Genomic DNA, 12091 nt, shown 5'->3' with positions numbered 1-12091 from the left:
TTTGAATTAGTTTATATCCTTACTTTTGGGGAATTTCTCCTAGCCTTTACAACAAAATGCTAAAGTTGAAAATGATTGGTGTGAAACACGCTCTAAATAGCTGTTACCATTGCAAATCCCGAAAACAACCGAAAAATTTTGAGTGTAAGGGGTAGCAAATGGAGGTAGCTATGTTAAACGTGAATCAACACTCCTGAGAGTGGAAACCAATTTAGTTATACTACCCGAACCACGTTGGCATGGGTTTTTGGAAAACTTGGTTTAGTACTCCTGAATCTGTAGCGACAACTAGGACAAACCCTTTTGAAGAACGTGTGGATGCTGCGGGCAACTCCAACCCCAGCAGCATTAGCGAAGCTTCTTCAAAGGAAACTCGCATCGTCTTCAGTACGGAGCGAGATATTGACCTGTATGAGCTAGAAGAACTCTGTGATGCAGTTGGTTGGTCGCGTCGTCCTCTAAGAAAAGTGAAAAAAGCTATTGAGCATAGTTTTCTTGTCGCCTCAATGTGGCAGGTGAGAGGAAACCAAAAGCGGCTCATTGGTTTTGCCCGCGCTACCTCAGATCACGCGTTTAATGCCACTATTTGGGATGTCGTGGTTCACCCAGACTTTCAAAGTCAAGGACTGGGTAAAGCACTGATGAAATACGTTCTCAAAAAACTGAGAAGTGAAGAAATTAGTAATGTCACTCTCTTTGCAGATCCCCATGTTGTAGATTTCTACCGGACTATGGGGTTTATGGCTGATCCAGAAGGCATTAAAGGCATGTTCTGGTATCCTCACTAGCGCTCAATCAAAATAAAACCCGATTTGCATAAGAAAATCTATTATTTTGATGTAATTTTGAAAGGTTCAGCCGACAAGGGCGCAAGTATATATCTTGTAGAACTAAGTCGGCAAAAAACCTTTATCGGTGTAAAAATCTAAAATCTAATCTATCTTGTTCTTAGCAAAGGAAAAAAGATTAGGCATAAGCCGTATGATGTGATATAGTGACCTTAATGCTTTTGGTAAAGCGCGATCGCTTTGATGGGAAACTAAAACCAAATTTCCAAAAGTAGATGAGTATAACCGGGATGTAGCGCAGCTTGGTAGCGCGCCTGCTTTGGGAGCAGGATGCCGCAGGTTCAAATCCTGTCATCCCGATTTAAGTGATATGTTTAGCAGCTAAAGTAAATTGGAAAAGTTTACTTTCTAGGCAATGCAATTAAATTGGAAATTTTTACGGATAATAGCAATTTGCCTGTTATAGTTTTGGATTAACTGTTGAAGCCTAACAAGCAAATTTCACCCTAAAGCAGTAAGATATTCCTGATACTGAGCTTTGTATCGATTTGAGAAGATATTAAAGCAAGCGCGATGGAACGATTGATTAAGTAATAGCGTCACCCGATATTACAGAAAGCCGATAGAATGGCATTTATCATATCCAAGGTCGAGAGACTAAGAAACTTTTCACCGTTTGAGAAGACATATAGTAGGCATCTACAGCATTTCGTGGTGAATAGCAAAGCGAAATCGAGAAGAACACAACTTTAGTACTGTCAATTTGTGAAAACGATACTATAGCAACCCTCAATAGCTGGGGAATATTGGATTTTGACCGTTGATGCTTAACACTAAACCTCAACGCGCACAATGAATTTTTCCCAACTGAAATAGATTGCTATATAACTAAAGCTAGTTGGTGCTGTGCAAATCCAACCATTTGTTTAATTTAATTAGATTATTGATGCGAGGAGCAATCATGAAATCATTTATTCGCTTAGGCGCAACATTGGGTATAGCTGGCAGTGTATTTTTAGCGGGACTTTCAGGAATAGGCAATCTACCGGGAATAGGCAATCTAGAGGCAGTAGCGTTGCCACAAGATCAGATAGTGAAAAAGCTCCAAGAAGTACCTGTATTCACCCTTACTAATCCTAAAGGCGAATTTGTAGTTCTTTCGAGGAAAAACAACGCGTCCAAGCCGATCTCACAAGTAGGATTTTTTATTAGCAAGCAAGATGCTCAAAAATTCCTTGATAATCGGCTCAAAAAAGAAAATCCCCAATTGGCAAGCACTTTACAGGTGAGACCTTTATCCCTGGCAGACTACTATAAAATAGTCCAAGAAAGCAAAAAGAAATCAGACTCTGTAATTTATACTTTAGTGCCGACGCAAGCACAGGTAGCTTCAGCAACAAGTATGCTGAATCAAAATGGTAAAAAAGGGGAGCAATTTAATGGGATTCCCTTATTTGTACCCAAATTTAAGAAAGATAATAGCTATTTGACCATTCCCCTGGCAAAAGGCAACGAGCGATTCATCCCATTTTTCTTTGAAAAAGAGCAAGCAGTGGCTCTGTTAGACCAATTCAAAAAAGCCGTGCCCAAGGAAGCAGAGAACACTGAAATTCAGGTAGTAGATTTGTACGGTGTTATGGAGGCTCTCAATAGCAGCAGCGACCCTAGTATCAATAAAATTGTTCTGTATCCATCACGAGAGTCCATCAATTTTATTCGCTCACTTGCGCCGAATCAATCGCCAGCTGCTGCGCCCGCTCCGAAAAAATAACGGTTATGTACTCCAAGGTTGAGGCATGGGGGAGAAGCATCTGATAGTTTCTGGTTTAAAACTTTGGCAGTGGCGAAATGCAGCCCTTAAAGCAGCGATCGCCACTGATGTCCCAACAATGGAGGTAGATTGGCTACTCTTAGAAGTTGCTGGGTTAGACCGCTTGGCACTGCGTTTGGAGTCTTTTAAAAACTGGCCGCAAATTCAGCTGCAATTACCTCTAGAAAAGTTAGACCAGCTATGGCAGAGGCGATTAAACGATCGCTTACCAGTGCAGTATATTGCCGGAGTGACACCTTGGCGTAACTTTCAAATCGCGGTGTCAAGTGCCGTTTTGATTCCTAGACCAGAGACAGAGAGCTTAATTGATTTAGCTTTAGCAGCAAGCGGTGTCTCAGGGCATTGGGCAGATTTAGGTACTGGGAGTGGAGCGATCGCCATCGGATTAGCAGATGTCTTGCCAAAAGCAACAATTCATGCAGTTGATTACAGTTTAGAAGCTCTAGCGATCGCCCGAACCAACGCTGCTAATTTGGGTTTTGCTGACCGGATTAAATTTTATCAAGGTTCTTGGTGGGAACCACTAGCATTTCTCAAAGGTCAGTTTAGTGGTATGGTGTCGAATCCTCCTTACATACCCACCAGCACCTTAGCTACATTGCAACCAGAAGTAGTTAACCATGAACCACATCTAGCTTTGGATGGTGGCGGTGATGGTTTAGATTGCATTCGCCATTTGATAGAAATTTCTCCCAGTTATTTACAATCTGGCGGTGTATGGTTAATTGAGATGATGGCAGGACAGGCGGATGTAGTGCGAAAACTTTTGCAAAATCAAGGTAGCTATTGTAAGATTCAAATTCACGCTGATTTAGCTGGAATTGAACGCTTTGCCCTTGCCTACAAAAGTTAGGAAATAGGGTATGGAGCATGGGGCATAGCGCATAGGGAAAATGCTCCATACTCTATACCTGTACCCATAAAAATGACACAAGTTTCTTTAACAAATCTCATAGCTGGCGCACGGGCTGGTCTTTTGGTAAGCTTTCCTACTGATACTGTTCCTGCACTTGCGGCGATACCAGAAAAAGCCGGGTTAATTTTTACGGCGAAGCAACGCAGTCAAGACAAACCTTTGATTTTGATGGCTGCTAGTGCTGAAGATTTGTGGCTCTATGTTAAAGGTAGTAAAAACGAGTATAAAGTTTGGCAAGAACTAGTTAAGAAACATTGGCCAGGAGGGCTGACATTAGTTTTGCCAGCAAGTGAACGATTGCCAAAAGTCATGAACCCTGTCGATCCAACGACAATTGGTATTCGAGTCCCGAACAGTGCGATCGCTCAAACTATTTTGGCGCAAACAGGCCCCCTTGCTACCACTAGCGCTAATTTTTCCGGTCAGCCACCTTTGCAAACGATGGCAGAAATTGAGACTCAGTTTCCCCAGGTTTTGACTCTAGAATGTCAGGGTGAAAAAGCAGCAATGGGAATACCTTCCACCGTTGCTAAATGGACAGGCATAAATTGGCAGATTTTACGACAAGGTGCGATAAAGTTAGATTTTTCGAGTGATAAATAAATATAGGTAGTTATAATGTTGTTTTCCTGATTTTCACAACAGATAAATCTGGAACTTTAGTTTGCGCTGTTGTGGTCAATTAACAAGTTAATAATTGCCTAATTATGAATTGGAGCAACTGGATATATCTAGGAGCAGGACTCGCACTAGGTATGATTTTCTATCGGTTATTTGTGCTATGGTTACGCCCGCCGCAGGCATCAGCAAATTTTTCACCTAGCTCATCCCTAATAGCGCCATTAGATCAAGAGGAGATGCCACTGATATCACAACAGCTACAGCAAACGCAGCTGGCATACTTTATGGCAAGGGAAATGAGCCAGTTTAAAGCTGGTTTTTTGGCACGAACTACCCATGAATTGCGATCGCCTCTCAATGGTTTGATTGGCTTGCATCAATTAATTTTGTCAGATTTATGTGAAGATCCGGCTGAAGAAAGAGAATTTATTGGCCAAGCTCACGAACGAACGCTGAAGCTACTCAAGCTGATAGATGAAATTCTCACCGTTGCGAGAACGGAACACGGTACTAATAAATTAGATATTCAGCCCCGACCGTTAGCGCAAATTTTGGAAGAGGTTCATAAATTAACTTATATGCTGGCGGCTAATCGCAATTTTCCCTTGCAATTGTTACCCGCCGATCCAGAAATTTATGTTTTAGCAGATTATCTCTGGCTCCGCCAAATATTGATCAGTTTAATAGACACTGCCATTACTCAAATGGAGGAAGGCAGTATTTGTATTTCTAGTAATACCCTACCTACAAATAACTTTGTAACCATTTGGCTGGATATTCCAACTCATGCTGTACCTTTGAGCGAGCCGATTGATTTGCTCAAATCTGATGAGCAGCAGATCCAGATTGATCAAAAGGCTGCTCTTTCCCCAGGAATGAGACTATTAATCAATCAGACTTTAGTGGAAGTTATGGGAGGAAAGTTAGAAATCCTGCCTTCGACCATTGCCAAGGAACCACATCAGGAGATTACCAGACTACAAATCTCTATCCCCCTAGTGATTCCTGAAGCTGAACTTCTGTAGCAGAAACAAAAACACGGTTAGCTAGATTATGTAGCACCATTGTAGTGGTGGTGTTGGTTTGAAAACCCATCTTTTCGTAGAAGCCCTGCCGGTGAGTAGTCATCAGATAAACGCGCTCAACCCACCTCATGCGGGGATGACACAAAACGGTTTCTACTAACTTGCTTCCCAACCCACTACTTTGATACTCTGGATGAATGACAACATCCCAAATTGTGGCGCGATATATGCCATCAGATGTTGCTCTAGCAAAGCCAATGAGTCGATCGCTATCCGAGACATAAATCACTGGTTCACTATTGGCAACAGCTATACCTAAATCTTCAATACTGCGTCCCTTTGCCCAGAAAGCTGAAACGTTTAACAGTTCTTGGAGTTGGTAAAGGTCAATTTCAGATTTGCGTTCGCTAAATTGAATCTGAGACTCGTTCATTTATGGCATCCACTTTTGGCAATACTTTGTATATTTAAGTCATATTTTGCTAAAAATTGCTGTACGTGTATATGTATATGCAACGAGAAAGAAAAATTAATGACAAACCCACTTCCACAGAGGATGACTTGGCCCCTGCTGACGTATCCGATAAACTTGTTTTTCTAAACGTTGTTTTTCCGGCTTTGGGAGTCCAAATAAGATATTCCGACTTTGCCAAACTAAAACAGCAGCAGTCATCCCAATACAAAAGGCTAAACCGAAGGTAGACAGTGGATGGTAGAAGAGTCCATATCGCACCGCTACCCAGGTAAAATATTGTTGCCACAGAGAAATTTCTGAACGTAGACCCCACAAGCTAACAGGCGCAATGGTGAGCCACAAACAGCCGACAAACAGCCATCTACCGTATAATGTCAGCTTGTGTAGCCTTTGCACTTGTTGAATAAAGGATGCGTCAGAGTTCTCAAATTCTGGATTAGGGATTAATGGTTCTTCAGGTTGATCCATAGAAGAATAAAATTCCAAAGCACGAGTGAGCAATTTAAAATGCTTTAACCCAATTGTGAAATGCACACAAGTTTAACTATCCTGAGAACTGGCGGATGTATCAATCGGCTCTACGCTTTCTACAACTTGGGATTGATCCCTTTCTCGCCACCAAGTGAGGAGAGTACTGGCGATGAAAATACTTGAATAAGCTCCCATCGTGAACCCAATAATCAAAGCTAGAGCGAAATATCTCAGTGTTTCTCCACCAAATAGAAAGATGGAAGTTAATGTCAGCAACACGGTTAAGGTCGTGTTGATTGATCTTGTCAGAGTTTGGTTAACCGCATCATCGACAATTTCGGCAATTGGGCGTTCAGGATTGATTTTAATGGTTTCTCGAATGCGATCATAAATCACCACTGTGTCGTTGACTGAGAAACCTGTGATGGTCAGTAAGGCGACGATAAAAAGGCTATCTACCTCGATGCCCGCTACCAAACCCAAAAGTGAAAAAGCCCCAACTGTGATTAAGATATCGTGAAAGAGGGCAACGATCGCAAACACGGCATAATCTAACTGGAAGCGGAAGCTCATATAGATAGTAATACCGATGAAGGAAACTATCAGAGCTAATAGCCCAGACCTCAACAGTTCTTTTCCCAGCGTAGGGCCAACAGAGTCAATTTGATTTTTTTGCGGATCAAAAACCCCAATTTCTTCGCTTAAAGAATTTTGCAACTTGGTGCGCTGATCTACAGTCAAATCTTTTGTCCGAATTAGTACACCATTTTCTGCACCATTTTCGGAGATCAGTTGGATGCTGCTATCACCCAGTCCCTGCGCTTTTGCTACTTCCCGAACAGCATTGATATCAATTGGTTTGTCACAATTGCCTGGTTTGGTGCAATCTCGGACAAACTGTAACCGTGTACCACCGATAAAATCTAAACCGGGGCGTAAGGGTGCGTGAATATTGGGTTGTTGCCAAGAAATCACCATTGAGATAATACCGGCAATAATAATCGCAGCAGAAATAGTCCACCAAAGCGATCGCGATTTGTTAATACTCAGTTTCATGGAGTCACCTCTGCCTTATTCGATGTTGGCAGGTTTGGACAGAAAAGTTCTGTCTTCCGCAAAGAGGGAATTGAAATTGCCAAAAACAGCAATGTCCGACTACAAGTAATTGCGGTAAACATACTCACAGCCACCCCCAAAGCTAAGGTAAGAGCAAAACCTTTGACTAAACCAGACCCCAGCCAAAACAGGGCAGCACAAGCAATCCATGTAGTGACATTGCTATCTAAAATACTAGAAAATGCTCGGTAAAAACCAGATTCTACTGAACGATACAGAGATTTACCTGCTCGTAATTCTTCCCGTGTCCGTTCAAAAATTAGGACATTGGCATCAACTGCCATCCCAATACTGAGGATAAAACCGGCAATTCCCGGCAAAGTTAGGGTGACACCCAATAAAGCAAAGGTTGCCCAAGTTAAAAGGGAATAAATCACTAGTGATACATCCGCAATCAGTCCTGGTAATCGATAGTAAAACACCATGAAGATTAATACTAAAGTCAGACCACCAACCCCAGCATAAATACTGCTTTGAATACTATCTTTACCTAATGTTGCCCCTACTGTCCGCCTTTCTGCGATTTCTACTGGTACGGGTAATGCGCCACCACGTAGTTGTACACCCAAGTCATTAGCTTCTTGTGCAGTAAACCGTCCTGTAATTATGGCAGAGCCACCAGTAATACCTGCGGCAGCAAATTCTATACCCACACTAGGAGCGCTGATTAGTTCATTGTCTAGAAAAACACCAATAGCCCGCCCAGTACCAGCAAGATTTTTCGTCAAATTGGCAAACAGTTCACCACCCTTTTGGTCGAAACGAATGGTAACATGCCAGTTTTTACCTTGAGTGGGTTCACCGTATGCATCCTTGAGGTATTTGCCACTTAGTGGTGGATTGGTGCTTTCAAACAATTCTGCGATCGCTTGATTATTTTTTTGTAAATCTTCTTGATTCTTAGCTATTGCTGCTTTGTCAGTACTCTTTCTCAACTCTTCTTGCTTGGCTTTCAATTCGGCTCTAGATGCTTGGAAAGCAAGCAGTTGAGTTTCTGTATTTGGCTTTTGGGTACGAAATTCTAACTGTGCTGTACCCCCTAGCACTCGTTCGGCTTGCTCTGGATCGTTGACCCCTGGCAATTGTACCAATATTTTATCTGTGCCAACTGTTTGGATTACTGGCTCAGAAACACCTAGACCATTAATCCGACCTTCAACCACTCTCTTCACACCTTCCAATTCTCGTTCGGTGATTTTGGGAATTTCTGCTGATGGTTTCACCTGAATTGTTAGCTGTGAGCCTCCCCGCAAGTCCAGTCCCAGGGGTATCGGAATTGTCGCAATCACCGTAAAAGCGGCGATTATCAGGACTAAAATCAAAATTAATAGCGATCGCTGTCTTTGCATACCATAACTCGCAACTGACAAACGCTATAATAGCGCTCTTTTGAGGAGTTATGAATGGGAAATAGGGAGTGGGAAGTTGGGAGTAGGAAGTCGGGGTTGAATTTATTCCCTATTCCCTATTCCCTATTCCCTATTCCCTATTCCCTATTCCCTAAACCCGCAACGCCACCATTTTTTCCACAGCTTCTACGATTTGCTCTGGTTGGATGATTGTTAGTCGTTCTAGATTGCCGTTGTAAGGCGTGGGGATATCTTGAGAAGAAAGCCGCAGTACTGGCGCATCTAATTCATCAAATAAGCGATCGTTGATTGAGGCGATGACTTCTGCTCCAATACCCGCAGTTCGCATGGATTCTTCCACAACAATGACTTTATGGGTTTTACGTACTGATGCACCAATTGTATCAAAATCTAATGGCTTGAGAGATATTAAATCAATAACTTCTGGATCGTAACCTTGTTTTTCAAGTGTTTTTACTGCTTGCAGCACATGATGCCGCATCCGAGAATAAGTGATAATTGTGACATCCTTTCCTTGACGCACAACTTCGGCTTTATCTAAGGGTAGTAAATATTCTTCTTCTGGTAAATCTTCTTTCAAGTTGTAAAGCAAAACGTGTTCAAAGAACAACACCGGGTTATCATCGCGGATTGCCGATTTTAGTAGTCCTTTGGCGTTTCTTGGTGTGGAGCAGGCAACAATCTTCAAGCCTGGCACAGCTTGGAAGTAAGTTTCTAATCGTTGCGAATGTTCTGCACCTAGCTGCCTTCCAACACCCCCAGGGCCGCGAATTACCATCGGAATTTTAAAGTTACCGCCAGAAGTATAGCGCAGCATCCCAGCGTTGTTGGATATTTGGTTGAAGGCGAGCAATAAAAAGCCCATATTCATGCCTTCGATGATGGGACGTAAGCCAGTCATGGCTGCCCCTACTGCCATACCAGTGAAGCTATTTTCGGCGATGGGGGTGTCTAGAATGCGGAGTTCGCCATATTTTTGGTACAGGTCTTTGGTAACTTTGTAGGAACCGCCGTAGTGTCCTACGTCTTCACCGAGAACGAATACGCTGGAGTCACGGGCCATTTCTTCATCAATGGCTTCGCGTAAGGCGTTGAAGAATAGTGTTTCTGCCATTTAGACCTTTTAGTACGATTATGGTTTTAGAATTTTATCGTGCTGCTGTCGCAAATACGGTGAGCGATCGCACTAGTTAGAGATTGGGTTTTTTAAACGAACTGCCCCAAACATAGAGCGAGTAATTGCCATAACTATATCAAAGCTATTTAATTTAGATTTTAGATGTTTTATGAGCGATCGCCTCTCACTCTGGCAAATCTGTTGATTTATTTATGTAATAAAACTTAGAGTAAATGTATAAAATACATTTATAAGCTTCCTGATTGAAAAATACCAATTTAACGTCAGGTTTTTTAGAAGATAAATATCAGCAGCAAAGCACGCTATCAAATTAACTAAAAGATGTCAATAGAATTTTAGAAATTTTAGCTAGTGGTGTCCGATGAAAAAACTATAATCAAGTAGCGATCGCATCCCCATAACACTGCTTGAAAAGTGAATTTGCATAGTCTTAACCCGCCGCAGGCATCGCAAAAGCCATAAACAAAGAATCTCACGCCTAAACACTAAAACCCAACTCTGCGTCTTTGCGCCTCTGCGTGAGATTTTCTCAATTATTATCATTCAATCGCACACCTTACTTTAACCATCGCGCCGCATCTTTGGCATGGTAGGTCAAAATCAAGTCTGCACCAGCCCGTTTAAACCCAGTTAAAGTTTCCATAACCACGCGCTCTTCATCAATCCAACCGTTGAGAGCCGCAGCTTTCACCATCGCATACTCACCAGAAACATTGTAAGCCGCAACTGGTAAGTTACTCGCTTCTTTCACCCGCCAGATAATATCCATGTATGCCAAGGCTGGCTTAACCATGAGCATATCAGCACCTTCGGCGATATCCAATTCAATCTCTTTAATTGCTTCGCGGGCGTTACCAGGGTCCATTTGGTAAGTTCTTCTGTCGCCAAATTGCGGTGTTGAGTCTGCGGCATCGCGAAATGGGCCATAATAACCCGAAGCATACTTAGCAGCATAAGACAAAATCGGCGTGTCTTGAAATCCTGCTTCATCCAAACCCTGACGAATTGCTTGCACAAACCCATCCATCATCCCCGAAGGCGCGATGATATCGGCACCGGCTTTGGCTTGAGAAACTGCTGTTTTCTTCAACAATTCCAGAGTTGGGTCATTTAAAACTCGTCCTGTTAAATCACCAACTTGTAGATAACCACAATGACCGTGGCTGGTGTACTCACACAAACAAGTATCAGCAATTACAATCAAATCTGGCACTGCTGCTTTTACCGCCGTCGCTGCTTTTTGGACGATACCGCAATCATGCCAAGCACCAGTTGCATCTACATCTTTATCAGATGGAATACCAAATAAAATAATAGAAGGAATTCCTAAGTCGTAAACTTCTTTTGCTTCTTCAACAATTTTATCTACCGAAAGTTGGTAGACTCCGGGCATGGATTTCACCTCATTAGCGATTCCCTCACCTGGTACGGCAAATAATGGGTAAATTAAATCGCTTGTTGTTAAAACAGTTTCACGAACCATCCGGCGCAGTTGAGGATGGGTACGCAGACGACGGGGGCGGTGTGTAGGAAACATAAAATTTTATGAAGAAAAACAACGCAAATGGACACAAAATAAAGCGTCACAAAAGCAGGCTAAAATTTTCCTGCCGTCAGACAGACTACAAACAGTGCTTAACTGTCATTTGCCCTACTCTTAATCAAGTTGTGGGGCAATTTTGTATTCTACAGCTTGGTTGCACCTATCCAACGGACTGGGAAAAAAACGACATAATAAGCAATTCAAAATTCAAAATCGTCAGACCTTCTATTGGCAAAATCCTGGCGATTGGTTGTGTGCATCAAGGCACAACAGCTTAATAAAAATAACTAACAATTCCCAATGCCCAATGATAATTTCTTCTAAAGAAATCGGAAAATGTAGGGATAACGGAAGGGTATATCAGGATTGCTGAAAACTCCGATGAGCGCCCAAATTGTTAATCCCCAGTGTAATAGATATCCCAGACCAGCTAGTGGCCCCAGTAATAATAGAGGTAACACTAACCAGCCGAATAGAAAAAACAGCGCTCCCAGAATTGCACCATAAAACCAGACGTTAAAGTGGAAATTGATGGATTCTTTGGCGTTTTCTTTAACAACAGGATCGTCAGATACAAGCAGTATGGCGATAGGTACACCGACAGATACCAATGTTGTGCTGAAAAAAATGGCTCCATGCGACAAGGCTGATAGAAGCTTTCGCTTGTCTGTGTCGTACATTGCTTTCTCCTCTTTAGTTAGATTGTTGGTTATACTACGACCCTATCACGAGCATCGTTGTCTTAAGATTAAAAGACTTGCCAGAGTCAAAAAAAATTAAGCTAGCTAACAAACAAA

12 protein-coding genes and 1 tRNA gene are annotated in these 12091 nt (G+C 42.3%); 6 read left to right on the top strand and 7 right to left on the bottom strand.

Annotation, left to right across the window (positions count from 1 at the left end):
- Positions 1–239: 239 nt before the first annotated feature.
- The 6 genes from GJB62_RS18205 to GJB62_RS18180 all read left to right on the top strand — a co-directional run bounded on the left by GJB62_RS18205 (position 240) and on the right by GJB62_RS18180 (position 5181).
- Complete coding sequence (locus GJB62_RS18205; RefSeq protein WP_114081160.1) at positions 240–788, top strand: GNAT family N-acetyltransferase; 549 nt, start codon at positions 240–242, stop codon at positions 786–788.
- A gap of 286 nt (positions 789–1074) precedes the next feature.
- Positions 1075–1148, top strand: a tRNA-Pro gene (locus tag GJB62_RS18200).
- 601 nt (positions 1149–1749) lie between these two features.
- On the top strand, positions 1750–2559 hold the full coding sequence (locus GJB62_RS18195) for a Tic22 family protein (RefSeq protein WP_159402533.1): 810 nt from the start codon (positions 1750–1752) through the stop codon (positions 2557–2559).
- Between the two features lie 25 nt (positions 2560–2584).
- Positions 2585–3472, top strand: coding sequence for a peptide chain release factor N(5)-glutamine methyltransferase (prmC, locus tag GJB62_RS18190; protein ID WP_114081162.1), 888 nt, complete (start codon positions 2585–2587; stop codon positions 3470–3472).
- 72 nt (positions 3473–3544) lie between these two features.
- Complete coding sequence (locus tag GJB62_RS18185) at positions 3545–4138, top strand: L-threonylcarbamoyladenylate synthase (RefSeq protein WP_114081163.1); 594 nt, start codon at positions 3545–3547, stop codon at positions 4136–4138.
- A 104-nt stretch (positions 4139–4242) separates the two neighbouring features.
- Complete coding sequence (locus tag GJB62_RS18180; protein WP_114081164.1) at positions 4243–5181, top strand: HAMP domain-containing sensor histidine kinase; 939 nt, start codon at positions 4243–4245, stop codon at positions 5179–5181.
- Here GJB62_RS18180 and GJB62_RS18175 read toward each other — a convergent pair.
- The 7 genes from GJB62_RS18175 to GJB62_RS18140 all read right to left on the bottom strand — a co-directional run bounded on the left by GJB62_RS18175 (position 5144) and on the right by GJB62_RS18140 (position 11974).
- Positions 5144–5614: a GNAT family N-acetyltransferase gene (locus GJB62_RS18175; RefSeq protein ID WP_114081165.1), complete on the bottom strand. Its 471-nt coding sequence runs from the start codon at positions 5612–5614 to the stop codon at positions 5144–5146. The two genes, GJB62_RS18180 and GJB62_RS18175, sit on opposite strands and share 38 nt — an antisense overlap.
- 96 nt (positions 5615–5710) lie before the next feature.
- Entirely contained in the window at positions 5711–6124 is a 414-nt protein-coding gene (locus GJB62_RS18170; RefSeq protein WP_114081241.1) for a hypothetical protein, read from the bottom strand.
- Between the two features lie 72 nt (positions 6125–6196).
- The gene (gene secF, locus GJB62_RS18165) at positions 6197–7183 is read right to left on the bottom strand and encodes a protein translocase subunit SecF (RefSeq protein WP_114081166.1); all 987 of its coding nucleotides are present in this window, start codon (positions 7181–7183) and stop codon (positions 6197–6199) included.
- Positions 7180–8592, bottom strand: a complete 1413-nt coding sequence (gene secD / locus GJB62_RS18160) for a protein translocase subunit SecD (RefSeq protein ID WP_114081167.1) — start codon at positions 8590–8592, stop codon at positions 7180–7182. Before secD ends, secF begins: the two co-directional genes overlap by 4 nt.
- 151 nt (positions 8593–8743) lie before the next feature.
- Positions 8744–9727 (bottom strand): alpha-ketoacid dehydrogenase subunit beta, encoded by a 984-nt coding sequence (locus tag GJB62_RS18155; RefSeq protein ID WP_012410204.1) that lies wholly within the window; start codon positions 9725–9727, stop codon positions 8744–8746.
- 580 nt (positions 9728–10307) lie between these two features.
- Entirely contained in the window at positions 10308–11288 is a 981-nt protein-coding gene (hemB, locus tag GJB62_RS18150) for a porphobilinogen synthase (protein WP_114081168.1), read from the bottom strand.
- Between the two features lie 326 nt (positions 11289–11614).
- Positions 11615–11974, bottom strand: a complete 360-nt coding sequence (locus GJB62_RS18140; protein ID WP_012410202.1) for a DUF4870 domain-containing protein — start codon at positions 11972–11974, stop codon at positions 11615–11617.
- Positions 11975–12091 lie beyond the last annotated feature (117 nt).

The organism is Nostoc sp. ATCC 53789, from assembly GCF_009873495.1.
Classification (GTDB): Bacteria; Cyanobacteriota; Cyanobacteriia; order Cyanobacteriales; family Nostocaceae; genus Nostoc; species Nostoc muscorum_A.
The sequence above is the reverse complement of the archived record's forward strand: the minus strand, read 5'-3'. Positions and strand labels throughout refer to the sequence as shown.

Coding starts and splice junctions, on each gene's coding strand:
- GJB62_RS18205 (WP_114081160.1), top strand. CDS start 240: ATGGGTTTTTGGAAAACTTGGTTTAGTACTCCTGAATCTGTAGCGACA.
- GJB62_RS18195 (WP_159402533.1), top strand. CDS start 1,750: ATGAAATCATTTATTCGCTTAGGCGCAACATTGGGTATAGCTGGCAGT.
- prmC (WP_114081162.1), top strand. CDS start 2,585: ATGGGGGAGAAGCATCTGATAGTTTCTGGTTTAAAACTTTGGCAGTGG.
- GJB62_RS18185 (WP_114081163.1), top strand. CDS start 3,545: ATGACACAAGTTTCTTTAACAAATCTCATAGCTGGCGCACGGGCTGGT.
- GJB62_RS18180 (WP_114081164.1), top strand. CDS start 4,243: ATGAATTGGAGCAACTGGATATATCTAGGAGCAGGACTCGCACTAGGT.
- GJB62_RS18175 (WP_114081165.1), bottom strand. CDS start 5,614: ATGAACGAGTCTCAGATTCAATTTAGCGAACGCAAATCTGAAATTGAC.
- GJB62_RS18170 (WP_114081241.1), bottom strand. CDS start 6,124: ATGGATCAACCTGAAGAACCATTAATCCCTAATCCAGAATTTGAGAAC.
- secF (WP_114081166.1), bottom strand. CDS start 7,183: ATGAAACTGAGTATTAACAAATCGCGATCGCTTTGGTGGACTATTTCT.
- secD (WP_114081167.1), bottom strand. CDS start 8,592: ATGCAAAGACAGCGATCGCTATTAATTTTGATTTTAGTCCTGATAATC.
- GJB62_RS18155 (WP_012410204.1), bottom strand. CDS start 9,727: ATGGCAGAAACACTATTCTTCAACGCCTTACGCGAAGCCATTGATGAA.
- hemB (WP_114081168.1), bottom strand. CDS start 11,288: ATGTTTCCTACACACCGCCCCCGTCGTCTGCGTACCCATCCTCAACTG.
- GJB62_RS18140 (WP_012410202.1), bottom strand. CDS start 11,974: ATGTACGACACAGACAAGCGAAAGCTTCTATCAGCCTTGTCGCATGGA.